27 protein-coding genes are annotated in these 23,368 nt (G+C 66.0%); 12 read left to right on the top strand and 15 right to left on the bottom strand.

Annotated elements, in window-relative coordinates; all coding sequences use genetic code 11:
- The first annotated feature begins 92 nt into the window (after positions 1 to 92).
- The 6 genes from ACI1V7_RS13660 to ACI1V7_RS13635 all read left to right on the top strand — a co-directional run bounded on the left by ACI1V7_RS13660 (position 93) and on the right by ACI1V7_RS13635 (position 5,782).
- Complete coding sequence (locus ACI1V7_RS13660; protein WP_404532531.1) at positions 93 to 872, top strand: inositol monophosphatase family protein; 780 nt, start codon at positions 93 to 95, stop codon at positions 870 to 872.
- A gap of 387 nt (positions 873 to 1,259) precedes the next feature.
- Positions 1,260 to 2,741: a DEAD/DEAH box helicase gene (locus ACI1V7_RS13655; RefSeq protein WP_404532291.1), complete on the top strand. Its 1,482-nt coding sequence runs from the start codon at positions 1,260 to 1,262 to the stop codon at positions 2,739 to 2,741.
- A 219-nt stretch (positions 2,742 to 2,960) separates the two neighbouring features.
- Positions 2,961 to 3,437 (top strand): MarR family winged helix-turn-helix transcriptional regulator, encoded by a 477-nt coding sequence (locus tag ACI1V7_RS13650; protein ID WP_404532290.1) that lies wholly within the window; start codon positions 2,961 to 2,963, stop codon positions 3,435 to 3,437.
- Positions 3,438 to 3,536: 99 nt separating this feature from the next.
- Entirely contained in the window at positions 3,537 to 4,325 is a 789-nt protein-coding gene (otnI, locus tag ACI1V7_RS13645) for a 2-oxo-tetronate isomerase (RefSeq protein ID WP_404532289.1), read from the top strand.
- 80 nt (positions 4,326 to 4,405) lie between these two features.
- On the top strand, positions 4,406 to 5,257 hold the full coding sequence (locus ACI1V7_RS13640; RefSeq protein ID WP_404532288.1) for a hypothetical protein: 852 nt from the start codon (positions 4,406 to 4,408) through the stop codon (positions 5,255 to 5,257).
- A gap of 15 nt (positions 5,258 to 5,272) precedes the next feature.
- A complete protein-coding gene (locus tag ACI1V7_RS13635; RefSeq protein WP_404532287.1) occupies positions 5,273 to 5,782 on the top strand; it encodes a hypothetical protein in 510 nt (169 codons plus the stop codon).
- Between the two features lie 127 nt (positions 5,783 to 5,909).
- Here ACI1V7_RS13635 and phbB read toward each other — a convergent pair whose 3' ends face one another.
- The 5 genes from phbB to ACI1V7_RS13610 all read right to left on the bottom strand — a co-directional run bounded on the left by phbB (position 5,910) and on the right by ACI1V7_RS13610 (position 9,892).
- Positions 5,910 to 6,656 carry an acetoacetyl-CoA reductase gene (phbB, locus tag ACI1V7_RS13630; protein ID WP_404532286.1) on the bottom strand — a complete coding sequence of 249 codons (747 nt, stop codon included), beginning with the start codon at positions 6,654 to 6,656 and terminating at the stop codon, positions 5,910 to 5,912.
- A gap of 152 nt (positions 6,657 to 6,808) precedes the next feature.
- Positions 6,809 to 7,363: a hypothetical protein gene (locus tag ACI1V7_RS13625; RefSeq protein ID WP_404532285.1), complete on the bottom strand. Its 555-nt coding sequence runs from the start codon at positions 7,361 to 7,363 to the stop codon at positions 6,809 to 6,811.
- Between the two features lie 102 nt (positions 7,364 to 7,465).
- On the bottom strand, positions 7,466 to 8,332 hold the full coding sequence (locus ACI1V7_RS13620; protein ID WP_404532284.1) for a M90 family metallopeptidase: 867 nt from the start codon (positions 8,330 to 8,332) through the stop codon (positions 7,466 to 7,468).
- Positions 8,333 to 8,360: 28 nt separating this feature from the next.
- The gene (locus ACI1V7_RS13615; protein WP_404532283.1) at positions 8,361 to 9,110 is read right to left on the bottom strand and encodes a glutathione peroxidase; all 750 of its coding nucleotides are present in this window, start codon (positions 9,108 to 9,110) and stop codon (positions 8,361 to 8,363) included.
- A 176-nt stretch (positions 9,111 to 9,286) separates the two neighbouring features.
- The gene (locus ACI1V7_RS13610; RefSeq protein ID WP_404532282.1) at positions 9,287 to 9,892 is read right to left on the bottom strand and encodes a winged helix-turn-helix domain-containing protein; all 606 of its coding nucleotides are present in this window, start codon (positions 9,890 to 9,892) and stop codon (positions 9,287 to 9,289) included.
- A gap of 707 nt (positions 9,893 to 10,599) precedes the next feature.
- Here ACI1V7_RS13610 and ACI1V7_RS13605 point away from each other — a divergent pair.
- A complete protein-coding gene (locus ACI1V7_RS13605; protein WP_404532281.1) occupies positions 10,600 to 11,649 on the top strand; it encodes an OmpA family protein in 1,050 nt (349 codons plus the stop codon).
- Between the two features lie 152 nt (positions 11,650 to 11,801).
- Positions 11,802 to 12,725 carry a YihY/virulence factor BrkB family protein gene (locus ACI1V7_RS13600; protein WP_404532280.1) on the top strand — a complete coding sequence of 308 codons (924 nt, stop codon included), beginning with the start codon at positions 11,802 to 11,804 and terminating at the stop codon, positions 12,723 to 12,725.
- Positions 12,726 to 12,809: 84 nt separating this feature from the next.
- Here the strand turns inward: ACI1V7_RS13600 and ACI1V7_RS13595 are convergent, their stop codons facing one another.
- The 3 genes from ACI1V7_RS13595 to ACI1V7_RS13585 form a co-directional block, all read right to left on the bottom strand.
- Positions 12,810 to 14,117 (bottom strand): AI-2E family transporter, encoded by a 1,308-nt coding sequence (locus tag ACI1V7_RS13595; protein WP_404532279.1) that lies wholly within the window; start codon positions 14,115 to 14,117, stop codon positions 12,810 to 12,812.
- A gap of 141 nt (positions 14,118 to 14,258) precedes the next feature.
- Entirely contained in the window at positions 14,259 to 14,573 is a 315-nt protein-coding gene (locus ACI1V7_RS13590; protein ID WP_404532278.1) for a BON domain-containing protein, read from the bottom strand.
- Between the two features lie 174 nt (positions 14,574 to 14,747).
- The gene (locus ACI1V7_RS13585; protein WP_404532277.1) at positions 14,748 to 15,296 is read right to left on the bottom strand and encodes a hypothetical protein; all 549 of its coding nucleotides are present in this window, start codon (positions 15,294 to 15,296) and stop codon (positions 14,748 to 14,750) included.
- 189 nt (positions 15,297 to 15,485) lie between these two features.
- Between ACI1V7_RS13585 and ACI1V7_RS13580 the strand changes: the two genes are divergently transcribed.
- Positions 15,486 to 15,950, top strand: a complete 465-nt coding sequence (locus ACI1V7_RS13580; protein WP_404532276.1) for an outer membrane lipoprotein — start codon at positions 15,486 to 15,488, stop codon at positions 15,948 to 15,950.
- Positions 15,951 to 16,283: 333 nt separating this feature from the next.
- Here the strand turns inward: ACI1V7_RS13580 and ACI1V7_RS13575 are convergent, their stop codons facing one another.
- The 6 genes from ACI1V7_RS13575 to ACI1V7_RS13550 all read right to left on the bottom strand — a co-directional run bounded on the left by ACI1V7_RS13575 (position 16,284) and on the right by ACI1V7_RS13550 (position 19,441).
- Positions 16,284 to 16,652, bottom strand: coding sequence for a hypothetical protein (locus ACI1V7_RS13575; protein WP_404532275.1), 369 nt, complete (start codon positions 16,650 to 16,652; stop codon positions 16,284 to 16,286).
- Between the two features lie 19 nt (positions 16,653 to 16,671).
- On the bottom strand, positions 16,672 to 17,058 hold the full coding sequence (locus ACI1V7_RS13570; protein ID WP_404532273.1) for a phage holin family protein: 387 nt from the start codon (positions 17,056 to 17,058) through the stop codon (positions 16,672 to 16,674).
- Between the two features lie 20 nt (positions 17,059 to 17,078).
- Complete coding sequence (locus tag ACI1V7_RS13565) at positions 17,079 to 17,438, bottom strand: ElaB/YgaM/YqjD family protein (protein WP_314546948.1); 360 nt, start codon at positions 17,436 to 17,438, stop codon at positions 17,079 to 17,081.
- Positions 17,439 to 17,487: 49 nt separating this feature from the next.
- Positions 17,488 to 18,024 carry a ferritin-like domain-containing protein gene (locus ACI1V7_RS13560; RefSeq protein ID WP_290411469.1) on the bottom strand — a complete coding sequence of 179 codons (537 nt, stop codon included), beginning with the start codon at positions 18,022 to 18,024 and terminating at the stop codon, positions 17,488 to 17,490.
- A 37-nt stretch (positions 18,025 to 18,061) separates the two neighbouring features.
- Positions 18,062 to 18,976, bottom strand: coding sequence for an OmpA family protein (locus ACI1V7_RS13555; RefSeq protein WP_404532272.1), 915 nt, complete (start codon positions 18,974 to 18,976; stop codon positions 18,062 to 18,064).
- A 75-nt stretch (positions 18,977 to 19,051) separates the two neighbouring features.
- Complete coding sequence (locus ACI1V7_RS13550) at positions 19,052 to 19,441, bottom strand: DUF4398 domain-containing protein (RefSeq protein WP_404532271.1); 390 nt, start codon at positions 19,439 to 19,441, stop codon at positions 19,052 to 19,054.
- A 207-nt stretch (positions 19,442 to 19,648) separates the two neighbouring features.
- On the opposite strand from ACI1V7_RS13550, the gene ACI1V7_RS13545 reads away from it, so the two are divergent.
- The 3 genes from ACI1V7_RS13545 to ACI1V7_RS13535 all read left to right on the top strand — a co-directional run bounded on the left by ACI1V7_RS13545 (position 19,649) and on the right by ACI1V7_RS13535 (position 22,374).
- Positions 19,649 to 21,706, top strand: coding sequence for an AsmA family protein (locus tag ACI1V7_RS13545; protein WP_404532270.1), 2,058 nt, complete (start codon positions 19,649 to 19,651; stop codon positions 21,704 to 21,706).
- Positions 21,707 to 21,813: 107 nt separating this feature from the next.
- A complete protein-coding gene (locus tag ACI1V7_RS13540) occupies positions 21,814 to 22,119 on the top strand; it encodes a BON domain-containing protein (protein WP_404532269.1) in 306 nt (101 codons plus the stop codon).
- Positions 22,120 to 22,152: 33 nt separating this feature from the next.
- Positions 22,153 to 22,374, top strand: coding sequence for a YMGG-like glycine zipper-containing protein (locus ACI1V7_RS13535; RefSeq protein ID WP_404532268.1), 222 nt, complete (start codon positions 22,153 to 22,155; stop codon positions 22,372 to 22,374).
- A gap of 165 nt (positions 22,375 to 22,539) precedes the next feature.
- Here ACI1V7_RS13535 and ACI1V7_RS13530 read toward each other — a convergent pair whose 3' ends face one another.
- On the bottom strand, positions 22,540 to 23,271 hold the full coding sequence (locus ACI1V7_RS13530) for a Crp/Fnr family transcriptional regulator (RefSeq protein ID WP_404532530.1): 732 nt from the start codon (positions 23,269 to 23,271) through the stop codon (positions 22,540 to 22,542).
- Between the last annotated feature and the right edge of the window lie 97 nt (positions 23,272 to 23,368).

Raw genomic sequence — 23,368 nt, 5'->3', positions numbered from 1 at the left:
TTTGCTCTTTATAATTTTCTCTCGTTCAGATCGTTCACGGCGCGTTGGCGCGGTGGGCGTCAGCATTTTTTACGGAAGCTTTCATGCACCCAATGCTCAATACGGCCATCAAGGCCGCCCGCCGCGCCGCGACCGTCATCAACCGTGCCTCGTTTGACCTCGATCGCATCACCATCAGCGAAAAGAGCCATAACAACTTCGTCACCGACATCGACCAGGCATCGGAACAGGCGATCATCGAGACGCTGCTGAAAGCCTACCCCGATCACGCGATCCTGGGCGAAGAAAATGGCGCTTCCAGCAACCTGAACGACGAGAGCGAGTACGTCTGGATCATCGATCCCATCGACGGCACCACCAACTTCCTGCACGGCTACCCCAACTACTGCATCTCGATCGCGCTGCAGCAGCGCGGCGTGATCACCCAGGCCGTCATCTACGACCCCGTCCGCAACGACCTGTTCACCGCCACCAAGGGCGGCGGCTCCTACCTGAACGACAAGCGCATCCGCGTGCGCAACCCGGACCGCATCAACAAGGCCCTGATCGGCTCCGGCCACGGCGCCGAGCCGCGCGACCTGGCCGAATACCTGCGCATGTACGAAGTCGTCGCGCCGCGCTGCCATGGCGTGCGCTCCGGTGGCTCGGCCGCGCTGGAACTGGCCAACGTCGCCGCCGGCCGCCTCGACGGCTTCTTCGAAAAGGGCTTGAAGGTGTGGGACATCGCCGCCGGCTCGCTGCTGGTCACGGAAGCGGGCGGCATCGTCGGCGAATTCAACGGCGAATCGCAATACCTGCACAAGGGCGACGTGATCGCCGCCGGCCCGAAGGTCTTCGCCGGCATGGTCAACCTGCTGTCCCCGTTCGCCTGAAACCGTCCCATCCCTGCCGAAGTGCCTGGTCCGCCGTTCGGCCGACGGCGGGGTTCGCGCCTTTCGCGTAGAATAGGTGTCCGTGTAAGGAAGGCCGCGGGCCTGCTCGGCCGCGCGGCCCTCCGCCGCAAGCCTCGTTCGAGCCCGCCACTGCCCCCAGGGCCATGTCTCTTCGCCGCACTAGCCTGTCCAATGATCACACAACGGGCATGGGCTGCGCTGTAATTTCCACAGCGAAACATTTTTAACTATAATGCCGCGTACCTGTGACATTCCGTCCGTGGTGCGTCTTGGCGTGCCGGCTCCAGTACCGGCCGCCCTGTGTTGTATAACCGATCGGCTGGACTGGCGCCCCCAGGGCGACGCGCCGATCCCAACAGAAAACTTATGTCATTCAATACTCTCGGTCTGTCCGACGCCATCGTGCGCGCCGTCACTGAAGCGGGCTATACCGCTCCGACCCCGATCCAGGCACAGGCCATCCCGGCCGTCCTCGGCGGTGGCGACCTGCTGGCCGGCGCCCAGACCGGCACCGGCAAGACCGCCGGCTTCACGCTGCCCGTGCTGCACCGCCTGTCGACCGACAAGGTGGGCGCGGCGCTGACCAACAAGACCTCCAAGCGCGCCATCCGCGCGCTGGTGCTGGCCCCGACCCGCGAACTCGCCGCCCAGGTCGAGGAAAACGTCCGCATCTATTCCAAGTACACGAACCTGAGCTCGGCCGTCATCTTCGGCGGCGTGGGCATCCACCCGCAGATCAAGCTGCTCGCCAACGGCGTCGACATCCTCGTCGCCACCCCGGGCCGCCTGCTCGACCACGTGTCCCAGGGCACCATCAAGCTCGACAAGGTCGAGATCCTGGTGCTGGACGAAGCCGACCGCATGCTGGACATGGGCTTCATCCACGACATCCGCAAAGTGCTGGCCGTGCTGCCGCCGAAGCGCCAGAACCTCCTGTTCTCGGCCACCTTCTCGGACGAGATCAAGGCCCTGGCCGACCGCCTGCTGGACAACCCGGCCATGATCGAAGTGGCGCGCCGCAACTCGACCGTCGAAGTCATCGCCCAGAAGATCCACCCGGTCGACCGCGACAAGAAGCACCCGATGCTGGCGCACCTGATCAAGACCAACGACTGGAAGCAGGTGCTGGTGTTCACCCGCACCAAGCACGGCGCCAACAAGCTCGTCGAACAGCTGGGCAAGGACGGCATCGGCGCGATGGCGATCCACGGCAACAAGAGCCAGTCGGCGCGCACCAAGGCGCTGGCCGAGTTCAAGGACGGCAGCCTGACGGCCCTGATCGCGACCGACATCGCGGCACGCGGCATCGACATCGACCAGCTGCCGCACGTGGTCAACTACGACCTGCCGAACGTGCCGGAAGACTATGTGCACCGCATCGGCCGTACGGGCCGCGCCGGCGCCACCGGCCAGGCCGTGTCGCTGGTCTGCGTCGACGAGCACCAGATGCTGAAGGACATCGAAAAGCTGATCAAGCAGACGCTGCCGCGTGAAGTGATCACGGGCTTCGAGCCGGATCCGACCGCCAAGGCGCAGCCGATCCAGCTGCGCAGCGGCGCGCCGAGCCATGGGAACGGCCGCGGCGGCCGTCCGGGCGGCGGTGGCCGTCCTGCCGGCGGCAACGGCGGCAACAAGCCGCGCACCCAGGCAGCCCCGGGCGGCCAGCGCAGCGGCGGTGGCGGCAATGGCGCCCGTACCGGTGGCAATGGCGGCGGCGCAGCCCTGCTGGGCGGCCGTCCGCAAGCTGCCGGCCGCGGCAATGGTGGCACTGGCGGCAACGGTGGCGGCAACCGCGGCCAGGGCCGCGGCCCGCGCCCGGCCGGCCAGCGTTCGGGTGGCGACCGCTAAGCCTCAGCTTCCTACCGGATACACCGTCGCCCCTGCGCAGGCAGGGGCCCAAGCTTGCATGCACCGTGACAGCGCTTGCAGACATTGGGCCCCTGCCTGCGCAGGGGCGACGTCGCTTTCTGGTTCGTCGATACAAATATTTGAGTACTCAAGCACTTTACAACGATTGTATCCGGATATATATTTGAGTACTCAATCATCTCTCAAAGGTAAGCTGCGATGAGTACCGACACCCTCACCACCGAATTCGCCCTGCGCATGTCGCGCGCCTGGGCCACGCTGCAGCGCCGCCTGGACAATGCGCTGGGCGGCCACCACGGCATCAGCTTCGCCGACTACCAGCTGCTGCTGCAATTGCAGCGCGCCCCGGGAGGACGCCTGCGCCGCGTCGACCTGGCCGAGAAGCTGGGCTTGACGGCCTCCGGCGTCACCCGCTCGTTGCTGCCGCTGGAAAAGATCGGCCTCGTCGCGCGCCAGAGCGATCCCCGCGACGCCCGCATCGGCTACGCCCTCGTCACGCCGGCCGGAAGCGAACTGGTCACGAACGCCACCGTCGTGGTCGACAACGTCAGCCGCGCCGTGCTGGGCGGACCGTCGCGGGCCCAGCTCGAGGCGACCTCGGCCCTGCTGGCGCAGATCGCCGGCGTGCAATCCACCGTATCGTCCCCAGTGTCACCGGCGCCGACAGGCAGTTGAGCACCGGTCCGACAGCGGCACGGGTGACACGCGGCTGCAGGAACACGGCGGATCGGATAGCATGTCGGCCTGTTTCCATTTAGTTAAGCAAAGACCGCCATGCCACGATTCGCCGCCAACCTGAGCCTGCTGTTTCCCGAACTGGGCTTCCTGGAACGTTTTGCCGCCGCGCGCGAGGCCGGCTTCGACGGCGTCGAGTTCCTGTTTCCCTACGCGTTCGAGCCGGAACAGATCGCCGGCCGCCTGCAGCGCTACGGGCAGGAACTCGTGCTGTTCAACCTGCCGGCCGGCGACTGGGTGGCTGGAGAACGGGGCATGGCCTGCGATCCGCGCCGCATCGGCGAATTCCAGGACAGCGTGGAGCTGGCGCTCGAATATGCCGTGGACCTGGGCGTCAAGCGCATGCACTGCCTCGCGGGCAAGCAGCACCCGGCCGTGTCGGCCGAGCGGGCCCATGCCACCTTCGTCGACAATCTGCGCTTCGCGGCAGGCAAGCTGGCGCCGCACGGCATCGAGCTGCTGATCGAGCCGATCAACGACCGCGACGTGCCCGGCTACTTCCTCACGCGCAGCAGCCAGGCCGCGGCCATCATCGCCGAGTGCGCCGTGCCCAACCTGTTCCTGCAGTACGACGTCTACCACATGCAGCGCATGGAAGGCGACCTGGCCAACACGCTGCGCACCCTGCTGCCGCTGATCCGCCACATCCAGATCGCCGACGTGCCGGGGCGCCACGAACCAGGCACGGGCGAGATCAACTATCCCTTCCTGTTCGACCTGCTCGACGAGCTGGGCTACGGGGGCTGGATCGGCTGCGAATACAACCCGCGCGGCGACACGGGCGCCGGCCTGGCCTGGCGCGATGCGCTCGGCACGCCTCGAACTTGACGCGCAGCAATATCCTCACAAAACGGGTTTGAAAGAATGGGGCTTTTCGGGCTCGGCCTTTTGCCGACCAGAAAGGACCCATGGACGTGCGCCGCATTCCCATCCTGTTTGTCCTCGGCGTCGCCCTGCTGCTGGGCGGCTGCGCGAGCACGGGCCAGGTCAGCCTGGCCGAAGTGCGCGAATTCGCCGACGCCTCGGCGCGGCTGGGCGGCTACGGCGAACTGTCGCGCCGCTACCGCGACACCTACGAGCGCGAGCAACCCTATTTGTCGCCGGCCGCCGACCGCATTGCCCGGGAAAACGATGCGCGCCGGCGCGCCGTCTACGACGACTTCGTCAGTATCCAGAAAAGCGTGGTGCTGTACATGCAGACGCTCAGCGTGCTGGCCGGCGACGTGCGCTACGACCTGTCCGACCGCATCGACGACCTCGGCAATGGCCTGAAGGCGAATGCGGAATCCGGCTTGCAGCAGCGCCAGATCGCCGCCTACACGGGCCTGACGCGCCTGCTCACGCGCGTGATCGCCTCCAACTACCAGAACCGCAGCGTGGAAACGATGGTGCGCGACGGCGATGCCGACGTGCAGGTGCTGCTGGACGCGATGATCGCCCTCACGCGCCTGTATGCCAAGACCAACGAGAACGAGAAGAAGACGGTGCTCGGCATCTTCGACGTCGAGATCCCGTTCTCGGCCAGGAACGCGGACCGCATGCTGGTGACGCTGGCCAAGGTCCACTACCTGAACAAGTCGACCGAATACCGCCTCGTCGACAAGCGCTACGCCGTCGCCCTGCAGGGACTGACCAAGGTCGCGCTGGGCCACCAGAAGATGCGCGAGCACCTGAACGATTTGCGCAGCGACGAGTTCCGCAAGCAGCTGGCGGCCTACGTCCGCGACCTGCGCAACCTGCGCGATGCCCTGTCCGAATGACCCGAGGAGCCCAGCATGACGAGCGATCCCTCCAAGCCGAAAGTGCCGACGCCGCCACCGGCTCCGCCTTCTCCCGGCGAAGCGATGGCCAGCGCGCGCCAGGTCGAGGAACTGGCCGACCGCCTGTCCGCCTGCGCCGACAGCATCCACGAGCGCGTGATGCGCGACATCCGCCGCCACGGCGGCGGCACCGTGCCCGACTCGGAACAGGCCGCCGCCCGCGCCCTGCTCGATGCCGAGATCGAGCTGCGCCAGCGCGCCAGCCGCCTGTATGCGGACGCCGCCGCCTGCATCGTTGCCGGGCTCGGCCGGCCGCAGGCCCAGCTCGTCAAGCTGACGGCGGACGCGGCTGTCAAGATCCGCCACATCACCCGCATCGGCGACGGCATCACGCTCGTCGCGCGCCTGCTGGGCCTGGCAGCGGCGGCGGCGTCGACCGATCCCGTGGCGATCCTGGCGGCGGTCGACCGGCTCAAGACCCACCTGGACACGGTGGCGGTGCACACGCCGCCGGCGTCGGCCTAATGCAATAGCTGAACGACGTCGCCCCTGCGAAGGCAGGGGCCCAATTTCTGCTTGCGTCGTCGATGCGCCAGCAAGATTGGGCCCCTGCCTGCGCAGGGGCGACGCGTTGATAGTTAAATCTGGCAATTCAGCACATATGCTGCCCGCCATTGATGGCCAGGTTGGCGCCGGTCATGAACCCGGCTTCCTCGGACGCCAGGTAGGCGACCAGGCCGGCGATCTCGTCCGGCTCGCCCAAGCGGCCCATCGGGATCTGCGGCAGGATCTTGTCGCGCATGACCTCGACCGGCACCGCCTCGACCATGCGCGTGCGCAGGTAGCCCGGCGACACCGTGTTCACGGTAATCCCGTGGCGCGCCATTTCCAGAGCCAGCGCCTTCGTGAAGCCATGCATGCCGGCCTTGGCGGCGGAGTAATTCGCCTGGCCGAAGGCGCCCTGCTGGCCGTTGACGGAAGAAATATTGATGACCCGGCCCCAGCGCTGCGCCATCATGGGCTCGATCGCCTGCTTGGTCATGTTGAAGACGCTGTCGAGGTTGGTGTTCAGCACGCCCTGCCAATCCTCGCGGCTCATCTTGCGCAGGCTGCGGTCGCGCGTGATGCCGGCGTTATTCACCAGCACGTCGAGCCGCCCCATGTCGGCCAGCAGTTTCTGCACCATCCATTCACAGTCGCCGTAGTCCGTCACGTCGACCTTGAAGGCGGTGAAGTGATAGCCGTCGTCGCGCTGGGCTGCCAGCCACGCTTCCGGCGTCGCATTGCCCGGCGAGTACGTCACCGCCACCTGGTAGCCCTCCGTCTCCAGGCGCCGGCAGATCGCCGTCCCCAATCCGCCCATTCCTCCAGTCACCAAAGCCACTTTGTCTGCGCACATAGCTCTTCGTCCCGTGTCATTCCGCCGCGCGGGCTGCGCAGCAGGAGACATCGAGTCTAGGAGCTCGGACAAAGCGGTTTTTGCGCAGAATCAAAATCCAGCCAGTCATTTTAGGCTGGCTGGATACGCGCTCTGGATGACGCGGTAACTGCTCAGTGGATAATGTCCGGAGCGGTGGACGGATCGAAATCGGCCCAGTCGCCATCGACGATATTGCCGCTGGCGCGCTCGATCTGGGTGGCGCCGAGGCCGCGCAGCACGTCGACCGCCCGCCCTTCCTGGCCCGCGTCGTCGAAGGCGACGGCGACCAGCATGCCGGCATGGCGGTTCTCGACGGGGGCGCGGCCGCCCTCTTCCCGCTCGCCGGCATCCTTCATCTTGGAAAAGCTGAACAGCGAGCCGACGTGGGCACCGACGAGGCCGCCGACCACGGGACCGATCGGGCCCGTGACGGGCGCCGTGGCCGCGCCGGCGACGGCGCCGACGGCAGCGCCCGCCGCCGCACCCTGGGCCACGCCCTCCGGCGATTCCTTGGCGCCGGGCGACGTGATGTGGTCGCCGCCGAGCGGCGTCATGTCGTGCTGGCCCGGCTGGCTCAGGTAGAACCCGCTGATGCGCTCGCTATCGAAACCGGCGTCGACGAGGGCGCGGCGCGCCCGCTCGACGTCATCCTGAAGCTGGAAGTGCCCTGCAATGATCCTGGACATGGCTGAACTCCTCGTGCACCCGATGAGCTGCATGATGCGCGTGCCCGCCCGCCGGGTCTGTACGCGGCCGCACGCAGCCCGCTCCCGCCGGCGTCAGGCGCGCTAATTCCATTGTCCGTAGACCGCGCCGTAGTGGACGGGTTCCGGCGCCGGGGCCGCGAACCAGTCGCGCGGGTCGACGCGGAAATAGGCCTGGAACTCGGCATACAGTTCCGGGTGGCGCGCCGCCAGCGCATGGGGCTGCTCGAAGAAGCTCTCGGTGGCGACGGCAAAGAACTCGGCCGGGTTGGTGGCGCCGTAGGGGTCGAGCACGTCGCGCTGGCCCCAGTAGGTGTCGCGACGCAAGAGGGCGAAGTCGCGCGACAGGGTTTCCGACCAGCGCCGGTAGCGCTCGGCGCTGCCGAGCAGGGGCGCGCCGTTGTTGCTGCCCGATTCGCTGTCGAGCTGGTGGGCGAATTCGTGCAGCACGACGTTGTGGGTGCCGTGCGCCGGCAGCCCGGCGCGGCGCACGTGTTCCCATGACAGGATCACGCGGCCGTCGCCCCAGGACTCGCCCAGCAAGTCCTGGCGCGTCTCCGTGACGACGCCGGCCTCGTCGGCCTCCTTGCGCGGCACCAGGAAGGCGCCCGGGTACACGAGCACGGCGTGCAGGCCCGGATAGACTTCCGTGCGGCGATTCAGCAGCAGCAGGCAGGCCTGGGCGGCGATCGTCACGCGCATTTGCTCGGTGACCTCGAGCCCGGCGCAGCCGACGAAGGTCTTCTGGTGCAGGAACTGCTTGACCAGGCGCTGCAGCTGCTGCCGCAGGGCGGGCGACATGCCGCGGTACTGGTCGACGTTGCGCTCGATGTAGCCGAGCTGGACCGCATCGAGCGGGCGGTCCAGCACCCGGCGCAGGCGCCAGCGCGGCAGCAGCCAGGCCAGCAACAGCGCGCCGGCGAGGGCGGCACAGACGAGAGCGGCTTCCATCGGGCCTCCCGGATCGTTGGTGCCGGGCTCAGGCGCCCGCGCGGCCGAAATGCGCTTCGACGTCGTCGGCGCTGCCGATCAGCCGGCCGCCGATGAACACTTGCGGCCAGGTCATCTGGCCGGACACGGCGCGCAGCACGCTGGTATTGATCTTGGCGTCCTGCGAAATATCGGTGAACACGATGCCATTCTCCTTGAGCACGGCCTTTGCGCGCGCGCAGTGTGGGCAACCCGGTTTGGAGAACATGACCACGGGTTCCGGCGCCTGGGCATCCGGATTGATATAGCGGAGCATCGTGTCGGCGTCGGAGACCTCGAACGGATCGCCCTCCTTGTCCGGCTCGATGAAGACCTTGTCGATGATGCCGTCCTTGACGAGCATCGAATAGCGCCAGGAGCGCTTGCCGAAGCCGAGGTCGCGCTTGTCGACCAGCAGGCCCATGCCTTCCGTGAAGTCGCCGTTGCCGTCCGGGATCATCGTGATGTTGCCCGCTTCCTGGCCGCCCTGCCAGGAATTCATGACGAAGGCATCGTTCACGGAGATGCACAGGATGTCGTCGACGCCGTTGTCGCGGAAGGCCGGCGCCAGTTCGTTATAGCGCGGCAGGTGGGCCGACGAACACGTCGGGGTGAAGGCGCCGGGAAGTGCGAACACGACCACGGTCTTGCCCTTGAACAGTTCGGCACTCGTCATGTCGCGCCATTGGTCGTTGGGCCGCGTCTTGAACGTTACGTCGGGGACCGGCTTTCCTTCCAGTGATTCGGCATTCGGTAACATGGATTCTCCTCATCGATCGCAGGGCGCAATGCGCCGCCTGCACGGCATATGCGTACCCTTGCTGAGTTTTCAATTGCTGATTTAGAAAAAAAATCGCCACCCGGCCGAAAGGCGGGGTGGCGCGGGATGGGGTGCGGCCTTGACCGGGCCGTCGTACGGGCCCGGGGGGCAAACCCTTATTTGCCGACCTGGCTCGGGGCCGGGCCGAACAGTGCGGCGACCAGCGGGTCGCGGCTGACCGGGCTGCGGTTCACGCGGATCGCGTAGTGGGTGTCGTCGGCCAGGATATGGAAGTGGCGGCCGGTGCCGGCCATGCTCTGCTCGCGCAGGCCCGGACGTTCCTTGCGCGGGGCGGCGCCTTCGCGCTTGGGCTGGCAGATCGCGCCCAGGAAGGCCTTGACGCGATCCGGGTCCGGCGAAATACGGTAGACGGCCTTGCCGAGGTAGGTCGCGGTGCCTTCGATATAGCGTGCCAGTTCGATCACGCCGGCCTCGCGCAGGTCGCGGATGTACTTGCGGGCGCCCGACGGCGAGAATTTCAGGAACCAGGCGATCTCGTCGGCCAGCATTTCGTGGGTCTGCAGCTCGCCAATCAGCTTCTGCATGTTCTCGATGCGGCGCTGGGTAGCCGAGGTCGAGCGGACGCGCTCGATCGGTGCCAGCGAAATCGGGGCGCGCTCGGTCGGCTGCGGTGGGACGCGCTCGATCAATGCAGAATTGCTGGAAGTGTGCACTGCGTTGAGGTCGCCTTGAACCGCATTGTGGTGAGTCGCTGCATGCATATTGGTTTACTCCGTATAAAAGACTGTGTTCTGGTGAGGCCCGGACCGTCTCGTGCTATGACCGTCTGTCAACAAGTCGGTTCCGCTTAACTAGGTACAAGATTGCCTGCCTCACCATTCCCGGTCTGTGCGCCATCCCACATTTCTAAAAATATCTGGAAGTAATTTTCTGGCATGGCGTATTGACACCGCTCTTCTGGAGAGCCTGCTTCCTCATGGTCGGTGCCCTGCGTTTGATCAGTGCCAGAAGTTGAACTCAGCGGATACGCTGCTATCCAACGAATGCCGGCGAGCGGCCGTGATGACAAAACGGCATCTGCGCATTCAATCGTGCGCGGGTTTGTTGTGGAGTTACAACAATATTTTTGGGGGCAAATTCGTGCGCAAAAACTGTGTCACCCTTCCCTACATGTGCTTTATGACATCCGTATTGCAGAGCCCATGCCGCCTATGGCACGCGTCATACCTATGTATAGCTGCAGCGGCCGCGATTTTCGGCGCTAATAGCAGCATGTACGACGTCATTCGTAACATTCTGAAACAAACGGCAATCATGGCAAAAAAAGCCATGTTGTAAGATAGCCACAACAGTCGGCGCTTAGTGCGCTAGCGCACTGACCCAAGAAAGCGCTGACTTGTAAGCTTGTCATCAACATCACTGCAAGGCATGCGATGTCAAGTACCTTTACAACTTATGGGAGTTACCTGTGAATAATACGAAGAAGATCGCCCTGGCCGTTGCCATCCTGTGCTCCGCCGCCGGTTCGGCGCTGGCTCAAGAATCCACGGCAGTCGTCAATCCGTCCTGGTATGTCGCACCGACCGTCGTCGGCATCAAGCCGGATGGCGATTTTGGCACCGACGATAAGGACTGGGGCGCCGGGTTGAAATTTGGCAAGGCAGTGCACCCGCTGTGGGACATCCAAGCTGGCGCCACCTGGGCCCGCTCGAAGGATGCCGGCAACGACTACCGCCAGGTCCTGGTAGGCGTTGACGCCCTGCTGATGCTGTCGCGCCAGAACTTCCGTCCGTTCCTGCTGGTCGGTGTCGGTGGCCAGCATGACCGCATGGGCCGTCCGGGCCGTGGTGTCGTCGACGGCTGGTCGCCGTACGCAACCGCCGGCCTGGGCTTCCAGGTTGGTATCAACGACCAGTGGTCGCTGCAGGCTGACGCCCGCGCCGTCAAGGGCTGGATCGACGACGAAGACAAGTTCGGCTTCGACAAGTCGCTCAACAAATACGTGTCGGTCAGCCTGAACTACGCCTTCAACCCGCCGCCGCGCCCGGCACCGGCACCGGCTCCGGCCCCGATCGCTGAAGCACCGGCACCGGCACCGGCTCCGGTCGCTCCGCCGCCGCCGCCGCCGGCACGTTTCGAGAAGGTCACCCTGGAAGCGACCAAGCTGTTCGCCTTCGACAGCGCGACCCTGAACCAGCCGATGCCCAAGCTGGATGAGATCGCCGCTGCCCTGCAGGCCGACCCGTCGATCACCGACGTCGAGATCAACGGCTACACCGACCGCCTGGGTTCGGACAAGTACAACCTGAAGCTGTCGGAGCGCCGCGCCAACGCCGTGCGCGACTACCTGGTCGCCAAGGGCATCGACGGCAACCGCCTGAAAGCCTACGGCAAGGGCAAGGCCAACCCGATCGTCACTGACTGCAACCAGAAGAAGAAGTCGGAGCTGATCGAGTGCCTGGCACCGAACCGCCGCGTGGAAGTCGAGCAGATCACCGTCGAACGCCGCGTCCAGTAATGCACGCATGACGGCAGGCTGCCGGCCCGGGTCCCCGGACCCTGCCGGCAGCCTGCCGCCGCGGCACCCGGTTTGCGGACCTTGGGTGCCGACCTGGGCACAGGCCCGTCCAACGCGCCTTCGGGCGCGTTGTTTTTTTTGGAGGACGTACGATGGCAGTACAAAACTGGGTTCCCTTCTCGCGCCAGCTCCTCCACGTGATGCGCTGCGCGATCACGGAATGGCTGGCGCACCGGGCTGCCAGCAAGGGTGCGGCCCTCGCCTATTACTCGCTGTTCTCGCTGGCGCCGATCCTCGTGCTGGTGATCGCGATCGCGGGCTTCTTCTATGGACAGGAAGCGGCGCAGGGTCAGCTGATCCATGAATTGCGCAATCTCGTCGGGCCACAGGGCGCGGAAACCATCCAGGCGATCCTGGCGGGCGCCCGCAACCACGAGAGCGGCCGGCTGGCGACGATCATCGCCTCGGTGCTGCTGGTGGTCGGCGCGACCAGCGCCTTTTCCGAACTGAAGGACAGCCTCGACGAGATCTGGGGCGTGCCACCGCCGGCCGACGCCAGCTGGTGGGATACGGTGCGCACGCGCCTGTTGTCCTTCGGCCTGATCCTGACGCTGGGCTTGCTGCTGATGACCTCGCTCGTGGTGTCGGCCGCGCTGACGATCGTCGAGACCTTCATCGGCAATATGTGGCAGTCGGCGACGATCGTGCTGGGCTGGGTGGCCTCCGCCTTCGGCTTCCTCGTGATCGCCGTCCTGTTCGGCGCCATCTACAAGCTGCTGCCGCGCATCAAGCTGTCCTGGCACGACGTGACGATCGGCGCCTTCGGCACTGCCGTCATGTTCACGCTGGGGAAGTATGCGATCGGCCTGTACATCGGCAACAGCAGCACGACGAGCAGCTTCGGCGCCGCCGGCTCGCTGATCGCCCTGCTGCTGTGGGTGTATTACTCGGCCCAGATCTTCTTCCTGGGCGCGGAGTTCGCCCGCCAGTATGCATTGCAGCTGGGCAGCCTGCGCAAGAAGGATGTGCCGGGTGCCAAGAAGCCGGATGAACGACGGGGCCCGAGCGCCGCCTGATCCGCCGTCCGCGGCACCAAACGACGAGGGCCGGACCGTTGCGAAACGGTCCGGCCCTTCTCTTTCTGGAAAGCGCCTGTGCGCTTACTCGCCCAGCAGCTCGGCGATGACTTCCATGCCCTCGACGCGCTCGGCCACGACCTTGATCACGACGACGACGGGTACGCCCAGCAGCAGGCCCCACATGCCCCACAGCCAGCCCCAGAACAGCAGGCTGACGAAGACGGCGGCCGGGTTCATCTTGGCGAACTTGCCCGTCATCCAGGTCGTCACGACCATGCCCACGAGGGTCGCGATCGCCAGCGAGGCACCCGCGACCAGCACCACCATCTGCAGCGACTCGAACTGCATGAAGGCGACCAGGCCCGTGACGGCGGTAATGAGGAGCGAACCGAAGTAAGGCATCACGTGGGTGACGCCGGCGAAGATCGCCCAGGCGCCCGCGTTCTCGATGCCGACGGCGCGCAGCACGCCCCACATCAGCAGCGCCAGCAGCGCATTGGTCACGAGCAGCATGAACATGTAGTTCTGGATCGAGGTGTTGATGTCCTCGAGGATGTGCACGGTCACCTTTTTCCTCGTCAGCGACGGTCCCGTCAGCTTGACGAGCTTGCGCTTGAACGTGTCGCCCGCCAGCAGCAGGAAGAACACGAGGAACACGACCATGGTGGCTTGGGAGATGAAGCTGGCCAGGCCCATCGAACCGGCCAGCAGCCAGTCCATCACGCGGAAATTGCTGGACCCCGGCGTCTGCGAGGGCGATACGGCGCCGGGCGGCGGCCCGCGCCGCGCCGGGGCATGGCGCGACGCGCCGGCGTTGGCGGCGGCCTGCTCGATCTCGGCGGCAGCGGCCTGCACCTGCTGGATCGTCGATGGCTGGCCGTCGGACGCCTGCATGATCATCTTGCTGACCTTGTGCGTGATGGATGGCAGCTCGTCGACGATATTGAAGATCTCGCCCTGCACGCGCTGGACGGTGAGCGCCAGGCCGGCCAGTATCAGCGCCGTGACGACGGAGGCGCCGATGGCGCGCTTGATGTGCCAGCGCTCGAGCCAGCGCACGATGGGACTCAGGGTATAGGCGATGAAGATGCCGAGCAGGAGCGGCACGAAGAAATTCTTGGCCCACTGGAGGCCGAACACGAAGGCGACGGTGGCGATCACGCCCAGCGTGAGGCCGCGTACGTTGACGTTGACGGGGAGGCGCAGGCTGCCGTGCTGGGCACCGAGCTCTTCGCCGGTGGGCGCGCCTGCGTCATTGACGAGGCCGGCTGCGCGGGCTGGGGAAGGACCTTCTTCCGCGGGGGTGGCGGATGCGTCCGCCGCAGCGGATACGGGGACAGCGGCGCCGCTTGCGTCGCTGGAAGAGATGCCGGATTTGGCGAGCTGCATAACGTCTTACCTGAGAATGAAACAGCCTGTGCAACCCGGCGCCGGCGGACAGGGCCGCGCTGTCCGCCTGCCTGAACGGCCGGCCGGCGCGCGCCCATCGAGGGGCAGCGCGCTACGGCCGTCGTCCGGACCGATCCGGGCTTATTTTACGCGGATGTCGTTCTTGACCGAGGTCACACCCTTCACGCCGCGTGCGATGTCGGCGGCTTTCTTCGCATCTTCAGGCTGGGCCACGAAGCCCGACAGCTGGACGTCGCCCTTGTAGGTCTCGACGTTGATCTCGGTCGACTTCAGGGTCGGCTCGTTGAAGATCGATGCCTTCACCTTGGCGGTGATGGCCGAATCGTCCAGGTATTCGCCGGTGCTTTCCTTGGTCGGCGACGACGAGCAGCCAACGATGGTGAAGGCGACGGTAGCGGTGAAGATGGCGGTGGCGACACGTTTGGTGATGTTCATGGTGAACTCCTTATTGTTGGTGATGTTGCAGGTTGTGCTCCGATGAGCGGGATGCGGTGGGAACCGCTTGTAAAGCAGGTTCCGGCATGGTCCTGGCCGGACGGGACGTACCCGCCATGGCCATGCCGGAACCGGCCTTCCGGCCGGCGCTGAGGCCAGCGTCCAGGCCGGCGTTCACTTAGCGAACTCCGTCTTCGCGCTGGCGACGCACTGGTCCTTCGCGGCGCCGGCAAAGGCGTCGCAGCGCTGCATCGCGACCTTGTAGGCGGCGTCCAGCTTGTCCTCGCGCGCTTCGTTGCGCGCCTCGATCTGCTTGCGGTCGGCCTTGGCATCCGCCTCGGCAGCCACCAGGCGGGCCTTGGCCTGCGCCTTGCACACGTCCTTCTCGTTGCCCGTCAGGCCGTCGCAACGGACCTTCTCGCGGTCGTACTCGGCCGAGGCGATGCGCATGCGCGCCCGGGTATAGGCCTTGAGCGTGTCCTCGTAGCGGGCGCGCGCCTCTTCCTCGGCGCGCACGCGCGCGGCCTTGGCGTCGGCCACGCACATGTCCTTCGGGTTGCCGGTGATGGCATCGCAGCGGGCACGCGCATTCTTGTAGTTCGCGGCGGCGGCGTCGCGCGCCTGCTGGTAGGCGGCTTTCGATTCCGGCGTCGCGGCACGCGCATGGCTGCCCGCCCACAACATGGCGGCGGCAAGCAACAGGATCACGTGTGGTGTTCTCATTTTTTTCTCCGTCTTCGGCACACAGTTGACGTTTTACTCTGCCGTAACGACATCTTCTGTACGCTGACGAACACAGGACACCGCTCACCCCGTATTCGCATCACGCCGGATGGAACGGGTGCGTCATCGCACAGACCAGCAAGGCGCGGCTGCCTAATCTGGCATCACATCTTTTCAGGAGGAAAAGTCATGAAAGCATCCCGCAGCATTGCCGCCCTGGTGGCGGCCGGCGCGATCCTCGGTGGCTGCGCCAGCAACGATTCCCGCCCCTATTACGCCAACGATGGCTACCGCGGCGGCTACGACAACACGGCCTCGATGGGTTACGGCACGATCGAATCGATCCAGGTGAGCAGCGGCGAAGGCCGTACCAGCGGCGCGGGCGCCATCGTCGGCGGCCTGGTGGGCGCACTGGCGGGCAACCAGGTCGGCAGCGGCGGCGGCCGCACGGCGGCCACGGTGGCCGGCGGCGTGGCCGGCGCGGCAATCGGCAACCACGTGGAAGCGAACCGCAATCCGGAAGGCCAGCAGATGTATTCGGTGAACGTGCGCCTGGACAATGGCGAATACCGCACCGTGGTCCAGGACAGCGTGTATGACCTGCGCGTGGGGAACCGCGTGCGCATCGTGGATGGGCGCGTGTATCGGTATTGAGGACGTGCGCGCAGATGGACGCGCGCTGAAACGCCGTCGTCCCTGCGCAGGCAGGGACCCAATTTTGCATGTGCAGTGATAGCACGAGCTACCTTGGGTCCCTGCCTGCGCAGGGCGTCGTTTCCGTCAATGCCGGGAACGACGCCCGTTGTTGCAGCTGGCAGCACAAAAAAAGACGGCGTCGAATCAGAGATTGCGACGCCGCTCAAGCCCCACCATATTCGTGAACGGCGTAAAGCGCATCTCGCAGCGAATTACACGGCGACCTTCGCTTCACGCCTGATGACTGCAGGAAACAGGCCATGCAGCCTGCTTCCGCCAATCGCATCGCTTTCAGTATGCCACGTCACGCGCACGTTTGCGCTGCAAATACCAGGCTGCCGCGCCGAGGACGGCAGCGACACCCAGGGCTGGCTTGCCGAGGCGACGCTTTCGGATAAAGCCTAACACGGTTAGGGCATAGGGGGCCAGCACTGATACGCTTGTCCCCGTCGGTTTCAGTAGCGCATCGGCGCGCGTGCGCAGTGCCCAGGTCGCATGATCGATGACCGAGTGAAACATCACCTCGGGCCGCGATGCAGTCCTGATCTGGGCGCGCGCGTGGGCGACGCCGGTACGGTAGAACTCGCCTTCACGCAGCAGCGCGCGCTTGCGTTCTTCATGGGAACCGTGGTGCCCGCTCGTATAGCTTCTCTTTTCCATGATATGAGCTCCCGTGTTCTTACATGAGCATGTCGCGGTCGTTGCGCAATTCCTTCATCGTTTCCGGGAAGGCCAGCTTGCCCTGCTTGAGCATCGACAGTCCCTTCATGACGAGGATGGCGGTCAGCACCGCGAACACGACGAACAGCACCAGCAGGATCTTCCATCCCATCTCGTCCCAGGCCAGGGCGACGATGGTGGCGGTGCCGTAGGCGAGTGCGAACCAGGTGAACAGGACGGCCGCGGCAAAGATCGCCAGCAGTTCGATCACGTGGTTGCGCACTTCCGTCAGCTCGAGCGCGGCAAGTTCGACGCGCGATACCACCAGGCCGAACGCGTTCCTTGCCAGGCCGGTGATGCCACCCAGGAGTCCGGGGCTTTGCACGTAGGTGTCGTTGTTGTCCATGGCTTTGCCCCCGACCGCGATTATTTACGGCCCAGGACGACACCCAGCAGCAGGCCGACGCCCGCAGCGACGGCGACGGTACGCCACGGGTTGTCCTTCACGTAGACATCGGTCGCGTGCGCCAGTTCCTTGCCCTTGACCACGGCCTGGTCCTGGACCTTGCCGGCCTTGCCGAGTGCGACGTCCAGCATCTGCATGCCGCGTTCGCGCAGTTCGTCGGCCTTGTTGCCGGTCAGGGCGGCGGCCGCGGTCAGCAGCGACTGGGCATCCTTGACCAGGGCCTTGACGTCGGCACCGGCGTCGTCCAGGGTGCTGTTGGCGGAGGCGGCGTTCAGGTTGGCGCGGGCGGCGTTGGCGTTGGCGCGGAGGGATTCCAGCATGATGTACTCCTTGTTCTTGGTGGGTAGGTAATGGAAAGGCTACGCCGTTTCAGGCGAGCAGGTCGCGCATATCGTCGGCGTGTTCCTCTTCGGTCGCGAGGATCTCGATCAACATGTTCTTGGTGGTCGGGTCCTTGTCGCCGATCGCCTGGATCATCTGGCGGTAGGACTCGATGGCCACGCGCTCGGCGATCAGGTCGGCGCGGATCATCGCCTGCACGTCCTCGGAATCGTCGTACTCCGCGTGGCTGCGCTGGGTCAGCGTGGCCGGGTTGAAGTTCGGCGAGCCGTTCAGCTGCACGATGCGTTCGGCGATGCGGTCGGCGTGGTCCTGTTCCTGCTGGGCGTGTTCCAGGAACTCGTCCTTGATGTGGCCCGTGTTCGGGCCGCTGACGGTGTAGTAGTGGCGCTTGTAGCGCAGCACGCACAGCAGTTCGGTGGCGAGCGCCGCGTTGAGCATGGCGATCACCGCCTCGCGGTCGGCCGCGTAGCCCTCGGTGACGGCGCCGTCTTCCAGGTTGGCCGCCGCGCGGCGGATTTCCTGGATGTCGAAGCCGTGGGCCAGGTTCGATGCGTTCTGTTCCATGATGAAGCTATCCTTACAGTGGGGGCAAAAAAACTGATCAGCGCTGGGCCGCGCGCGGCGGCACGGTGGCGCCCTCGTTCGACAGCACGATCTCGACGCGGCGGTTGAGCTGGCGGTTGGACGCGGTGTCGTTGGCCGCGACCGGGTACGCTTCGCCGTAGCCGCGCATGTCGACGCGCTGGCGCGGCACGCCCAGGCTGGTCAGGGCCTGGGCCACGGATTGCGCGCGGCGCTCGGACAGGTCCTTGTTGTGCGCGGAGCTGCCGGTGCTGTCGGTAAAGCCTTCGACCAGCACGGAGCGGTCCGGGTTCTGCATCATGACCTCGGCCAATTTGCGCACGGTCGCCATGCCGGCCGGCGTCAGCTCGGCGCGGTCGGTGCCGAACAGCACGTCGCCGATGGTGACGACCATGCCGCGCTCCGTCTTCTGCGCATGCAGTTCGACCAGCAGCGCTTCCAGGCGCGACGAGCGCTCGGCCAGCTGGGCGGCCTGCTGCTGTGCGGCCTGGGCCTGCATCTGGGCGTCGGCCGCCTGGGCCTGGGCGGCGGCGGCGTCGCGCTTGGCGCGCTCGGCTTCCGCGGTACGGGCTTCCAGCTGCACGCGGTCGCGTTCACGGCTGGCGTTGGCGATGTCGGCTTCGGCCGTCTTGGCCTTGGCCACTTCCTGGGCGGTGGCGATGCGCTGCTTGGCGACATAGGCCAGGCGGTCGATCGTGTTCAGGTCCTCGCGCTTGGCGGCGGCCTGGTTGGCGCGGTCCAGCGCCTCGCTGGCCTGGCGGAATTCGTTCGGCGCATACGAGGACACGGCCGGGTTGTTGTTGGCCGCGACGAAGTCGGCGCGCGCCTCGTCCAGCGTCGGCGTGGTGGTCGGGGTGCTGCTGCAGGCGGCCAGCGACAGCACGCCGGCCAGCGTCAGGGCCTGCACGAGGGATTTCGGGAACGATGTTTTCATATTGCTTCCTCTGTTCTTGTTGTTGAGGGATGGCTTGACCGCGCTCATCGGCGCGGCGTTTACCTGCTTATTTGCTTATTGGCCGGCGTTCGCGCGGTCCACTTCCTGGCGCAGCACGCGCAGGTCCTGGTTCAAGGCGTCGGCGGCGGCGGTGGCCTTGGCCGAGTTGGCCTTGCTCTGCGCCAGCTTGGCGTCGGCCTGGGCCTGCACGGCCAGTTCGCGCGCCGTCTTGTAGTCCTTGGCGGCCAGCGCCTGGTTGGCGCGCATCATCTTCTCGCGCGCCGCGTTGATTTCCTGCGGCGCCAGTTCGGGCGCGCCGGCCGAGACCGCGTTCTCGACGGCGTTGTGCGATACCGCGACGGCGGCGGTCGCCGGGGTCTTTTCCGGGCTGGCGCAAGCAACCAGCGCGAGGGCCACGGTCACCATGGCGGCATGCAGCGGCAGGTTGATCGATTTGATGTCCATGTTGTTCTCCGGTCTTGGTTCTAGGGATAGTGTTGGTAACGTTATAACCCTCGCGCCGGCCTTCATCGGTTCGGTGCCGCACATTGGCACTGCCCGGGGCGGCCTGCGGCCGAGCCACGGTGCGGCACCGCACATTGATCACCTGGCCTTTCCGTTAATCTGATACCAACACTCAGACCAACACCCAGCCCCCACCAGAGGAAGGCCATGACGACACACACCCCTACGGGCAGGCACATGCCGCGCCCCCTGAAGATCACGCTCGGCATCGTCGGCGTCCTGGTGGCGATCCTTGCCATCGCAATCATCATCCTGCTCACCTTCGACTGGAACCGCATCAAGCCGTGGCTCAACGAGAAGGTCAGCGACGCCATCGAGCGCCCGTTCGCCATCCGCGGCAACCTGGCCGTGCACTGGGAGCGTCCGGCCGCCAGCATGCCGGCCAACCAGCGCACCTGGCGCGACCACATTCCCTGGCCGCACCTGTACGCCGACGACACCCACGTCGGCAACCCGGCCGGCATGCCCGCCGGCGACACGGCCAGCGTGCGCCAGTTCTCGTTCTCGCTCGACCCGTTCGCCCTGCTCGGCCACCGCATCCACGTGCCGATCCTGCGCTTCGACGGTCCGCGCGTGGACCTGCTGCGCACCGATGCCACCCACTACAACTGGGCCTACCAGAAGAAGGACAAGGAATCGAAGTGGGAACTCGACCTCGAGCGCGTGGTGCTGAACCGCGGCACGATCCGCCTGCAGGACGCGCTCACCAAGGCCGACATCACGGCCGACGTGGCGACCATCGCCAATGACCCGACCTACGGCATCGGCTTCACCGTCAAGGGCGAGTACAACGGCGCCCCGGTCGGCGGCGGCGGCAAGACGGGCCAGGTGCTGTCGCTGAAGAACGAGGACGTGCCCTTCCCCGTCCAGCTCGACGTGCACTCGAAGGACACCCGCGTGGCCATCGAGGGCGTCGTCATGCGCCCGACCAAGCTCGAAGGCATCGACATCAAGCTGCGCCTGGCGGCGCCGTCGATGGCGCGCCTGTATCCGTTCACCGGCGTGCTGCTGCCCGAGACCCACGCCTTCGATACCCAGGGCCACCTGACCGGCACGCTGGAAGAAGGCAAGTCGCGCTGGGTGTACGACGACTTCAAGGGCAAGGTCGGCGAGTCCGACATTGCCGGCCGCTTCGAGTTCGTCACTGCCAAGCCGCGCAACAAGCTGACCGGCAACGTGCGCTCGCGCCAGCTGCGCTTCGCCGACCTGGGCCCCGTCGTGGGTGCCGACTCCAACGAGAGCAAGCGCCAGCGCGGCGTCGCCGCCGTGCAGCCGAAGGACAAGGCGCTGCCGGTCGAGAAGTTCAATACCGACAAATGGAAGACCATCGATGCCGACGTGCGCTTCGCCGCCGACCGCATCGTCAAGGATGCCGACCTGCCGATCAGCAAGCTGTCGACCCACATCATCATGAAGAACGGCGTGCTGACGCTGGACCCGATGAACTTCGTGCTGGCCGGCGGCAACGTCAAGTCGGACGTCAAGCTCGACGGCAGCGCCGGCGGCACCTCGCCCATCAAGGCGACGCTGAACGCCACCGCCAGCGGCGTCGAGATCAAGCAGCTGTTCCCGCAGATCGAGAAGATGCAGGCCACCGTCGGCAAGATCTATGCGCAGACCAAGCTGACCGCGACCGGCGACTCGGTCGGCGCCATGCTGGCCGGCGCCAATGGCGAAGTGAAGGGCCTCGTGAGCCAGGGCGTGGTCAGCAAGCTGCTGCTCGAGGAAGCGGGACTGAACGTCGGCAACGTCATCATCACCAAGCTGTTCGGCGACAAGCCCGTGCAGCTGAACTGCCTCGCCGCCGACCTCGGCGTGAAGGACGGCGTCGCGTCCACGCGCACCTTCGTGCTCGACACGGAAGAGGCGATCGTCGACATCAATGGCTGGGTCAATATGTCGAAGGAACAGATGGACCTGCGCGTCAAGCCCGAGACCAAAGCCGTGCGCATCTTCACGCTGCGCTCGCCGTTTTACGTGCGCGGCACGTTCAAGGATCCCGACCTGCAGCTCGACAAGAAGGTACTGGCGATGAAGGGCGGCGCCGCCGCCGCATTGGCCGCCATCGTGGCGCCGCCGGCCGCCCTGCTCGCGCTGATCAACACGGAACCGGGCGAGGACAGCCCCTGCAACGCCCTGCTGGCCAAGGCGGGCGCGAAGCCGAAGGCCCCGCCGCCGGGCAAGAGCAACGGTCCGAAGTCGTGAACGGCAATGGCAGGCTCGCCAGTGTTATTTGTCGTACAGAGCCGAGCGCGCGAGCGGCGTAATCTGCAGCCATACGGCATTAAGAAAAACGCAACAAGGAAGGTGAAATGAATCGATTGGGCACGACCGCGGCGCTGCTGGCAGCACTCCTGCTGGGCGCGACGGGATGCGCCAGCGAAGGCGGCGCTGCCGCCGAGCGCCGGGCCGACGACGCCTCGATCACGGCCGGCGTGAAGGCCGCCGTGGCCGCCGATGCGCGGCTCCAGGCCAACGAGATCGATGTCGACACCGACCAGGGAATCGTTCAGCTGAGCGGATTCGTCAGCTCGGCCGAGGATGTGGCGGCCGCCGCCGCGGCCGCACGCACGGTAAGAGGCGTGCTATCGGTCAGGAATGACCTGCGCCTGAAGTAAAAAAGCAAACAACCCCATCGTAAGGAGAGCATCATGAAAACCATCAAGTCCATCATCGTTACCGCTTCGCTCGCTACCGCCGCCCTGGGTCTGACCGGCTGCGCCGGCATGTCGCAACAGGACCGCAACACCGCCATCGGCGCGGGCGCCGGTGCCGTCATCGGCGGCGCCGTCTCGGGCGGCAGCGCCCTGGGCACCGTGGGCGGCGCAGCCGTCGGCGGCGTGATCGGCAACCAGGTCAAGACCACGCACTAAGCAGTACGCGCCTGTTCGGCGCAACAAATTACGTCGTCCCTGCGAAGGCAGGGACCCAATCTTGCCGGCGTCTCGACGACGCATGCGGACATTGGGTCCCTGCCTTCGCAGGGACGACGCGTTTGTGGGTACCGCGTTTGTTTTTTGGGTGCTTGGTCTGCAGCGTCAGGCAAGCACCGGCGCGGCCACGCCCGCCCCCGCCTCGCGCACGATCTCGTAGCAGGTGCAGGCCGCCGCGGCCAGGCCTTCGGGGTCGAGGATCTCGATGTTCCCGCGACTGTAGATGATCAGGCCCTGCTGCTGCAGCGCGCTGGCCGCCTTGGTGACGCCCACGCGGCGCACGCCCAGCGCGTGGGCGAGGAATTCGTGGGTCAGGTGGAATTTGTCGGACTGCAGGCGGTCGCGCGTGACCAACAGCGAGCGCGCCAGGCGCGCTTCCAGCACGTGGTAGCGGCTGCAGACGGCGATCTGGATCGCCTGGGCCAGCAGCGCATCGGTATAGCGGTACAGCACGCGTTGCAGCGAAGGGCTGCGCGCGAACTCGGCGCGCAGGCGCGCGGCATCGATGCGGCTGGCACTGCCCGCGCGCTGCACGACGGCCCGCACCTGCGTGGTGTCGTGGCCGAGCGCGACGGTGGCGCCCAGCATGCCTTCGCGTCCCACCTGGCCGACCTCGAGCGTCATGCGCGCTTCGGCCACGGCCATCAGCGAGATCAGGCAGTCGTGCGGAAAATAGATGTGGCGGATCGGGTCGCCCGGCTCGCACAGCACGTCGCCGATCGCCACCTGCACCTGGTCCAGCGCCGGCAGGATGCACGCCAGCTCCTCGCGGGGAAGCGCGGCCAACAACAGGTTGGCATTGTGCTCGGCGGCCAGCGGCGGTGCGGCGGAATTCATCGGTCCCTCACGGTTGGACTTCATCGGTTCAAGCTTGCGGACTGGATGGATTGAGGGGTGCTCGCATATCGAAACTTACATTTGCAAACAATTGAAG

The sequence above is a fragment of the Massilia paldalensis genome (genome assembly GCF_044901715.1).
In the GTDB taxonomy this organism is placed as follows: Bacteria; Pseudomonadota; Gammaproteobacteria; order Burkholderiales; family Burkholderiaceae_D; genus Telluria; species Telluria paldalensis.
Note: the sequence above shows the minus strand (reverse complement) of the source record. Positions and strands in the feature narration are given on the sequence as shown.

Excerpts from the sequence above, each read along its gene's own strand:
- otnI (WP_404532289.1), top strand. The coding sequence starts at position 3,537 with ATGCCACGATTCGCCGCCAACCTGAGCCTGCTGTTTCCCGAACTGGGC.
- ACI1V7_RS13600 (WP_404532280.1), top strand. The coding sequence starts at position 11,802 with ATGGCAGTACAAAACTGGGTTCCCTTCTCGCGCCAGCTCCTCCACGTG.
- ACI1V7_RS13535 (WP_404532268.1), top strand. The coding sequence starts at position 22,153 with ATGAAAACCATCAAGTCCATCATCGTTACCGCTTCGCTCGCTACCGCC.
- ACI1V7_RS13585 (WP_404532277.1), bottom strand. The coding sequence starts at position 15,296 with ATGAGAACACCACACGTGATCCTGTTGCTTGCCGCCGCCATGTTGTGG.
- ACI1V7_RS13575 (WP_404532275.1), bottom strand. The coding sequence starts at position 16,652 with ATGGAAAAGAGAAGCTATACGAGCGGGCACCACGGTTCCCATGAAGAA.
- ACI1V7_RS13570 (WP_404532273.1), bottom strand. The coding sequence starts at position 17,058 with ATGGACAACAACGACACCTACGTGCAAAGCCCCGGACTCCTGGGTGGC.
- ACI1V7_RS13580 (WP_404532276.1), top strand. The coding sequence starts at position 15,486 with ATGAAAGCATCCCGCAGCATTGCCGCCCTGGTGGCGGCCGGCGCGATC.
- ACI1V7_RS13560 (WP_290411469.1), bottom strand. The coding sequence starts at position 18,024 with ATGGAACAGAACGCATCGAACCTGGCCCACGGCTTCGACATCCAGGAA.
- ACI1V7_RS13610 (WP_404532282.1), bottom strand. The coding sequence starts at position 9,892 with ATGCATGCAGCGACTCACCACAATGCGGTTCAAGGCGACCTCAACGCA.
- ACI1V7_RS13555 (WP_404532272.1), bottom strand. The coding sequence starts at position 18,976 with ATGAAAACATCGTTCCCGAAATCCCTCGTGCAGGCCCTGACGCTGGCC.
- ACI1V7_RS13620 (WP_404532284.1), bottom strand. The coding sequence starts at position 8,332 with ATGGAAGCCGCTCTCGTCTGTGCCGCCCTCGCCGGCGCGCTGTTGCTG.
- ACI1V7_RS13550 (WP_404532271.1), bottom strand. The coding sequence starts at position 19,441 with ATGGACATCAAATCGATCAACCTGCCGCTGCATGCCGCCATGGTGACC.
- ACI1V7_RS13590 (WP_404532278.1), bottom strand. The coding sequence starts at position 14,573 with ATGAACATCACCAAACGTGTCGCCACCGCCATCTTCACCGCTACCGTC.
- ACI1V7_RS13595 (WP_404532279.1), bottom strand. The coding sequence starts at position 14,117 with ATGCAGCTCGCCAAATCCGGCATCTCTTCCAGCGACGCAAGCGGCGCC.
- ACI1V7_RS13655 (WP_404532291.1), top strand. The coding sequence starts at position 1,260 with ATGTCATTCAATACTCTCGGTCTGTCCGACGCCATCGTGCGCGCCGTC.
- ACI1V7_RS13650 (WP_404532290.1), top strand. The coding sequence starts at position 2,961 with ATGAGTACCGACACCCTCACCACCGAATTCGCCCTGCGCATGTCGCGC.
- ACI1V7_RS13635 (WP_404532287.1), top strand. The coding sequence starts at position 5,273 with ATGACGAGCGATCCCTCCAAGCCGAAAGTGCCGACGCCGCCACCGGCT.
- ACI1V7_RS13660 (WP_404532531.1), top strand. The coding sequence starts at position 93 with ATGCTCAATACGGCCATCAAGGCCGCCCGCCGCGCCGCGACCGTCATC.
- ACI1V7_RS13545 (WP_404532270.1), top strand. The coding sequence starts at position 19,649 with ATGACGACACACACCCCTACGGGCAGGCACATGCCGCGCCCCCTGAAG.
- ACI1V7_RS13565 (WP_314546948.1), bottom strand. The coding sequence starts at position 17,438 with ATGCTGGAATCCCTCCGCGCCAACGCCAACGCCGCCCGCGCCAACCTG.
- ACI1V7_RS13615 (WP_404532283.1), bottom strand. The coding sequence starts at position 9,110 with ATGTTACCGAATGCCGAATCACTGGAAGGAAAGCCGGTCCCCGACGTA.
- phbB (WP_404532286.1), bottom strand. The coding sequence starts at position 6,656 with ATGTGCGCAGACAAAGTGGCTTTGGTGACTGGAGGAATGGGCGGATTG.
- ACI1V7_RS13540 (WP_404532269.1), top strand. The coding sequence starts at position 21,814 with ATGAATCGATTGGGCACGACCGCGGCGCTGCTGGCAGCACTCCTGCTG.
- ACI1V7_RS13530 (WP_404532530.1), bottom strand. The coding sequence starts at position 23,271 with ATGAATTCCGCCGCACCGCCGCTGGCCGCCGAGCACAATGCCAACCTG.
- ACI1V7_RS13640 (WP_404532288.1), top strand. The coding sequence starts at position 4,406 with ATGGACGTGCGCCGCATTCCCATCCTGTTTGTCCTCGGCGTCGCCCTG.
- ACI1V7_RS13625 (WP_404532285.1), bottom strand. The coding sequence starts at position 7,363 with ATGTCCAGGATCATTGCAGGGCACTTCCAGCTTCAGGATGACGTCGAG.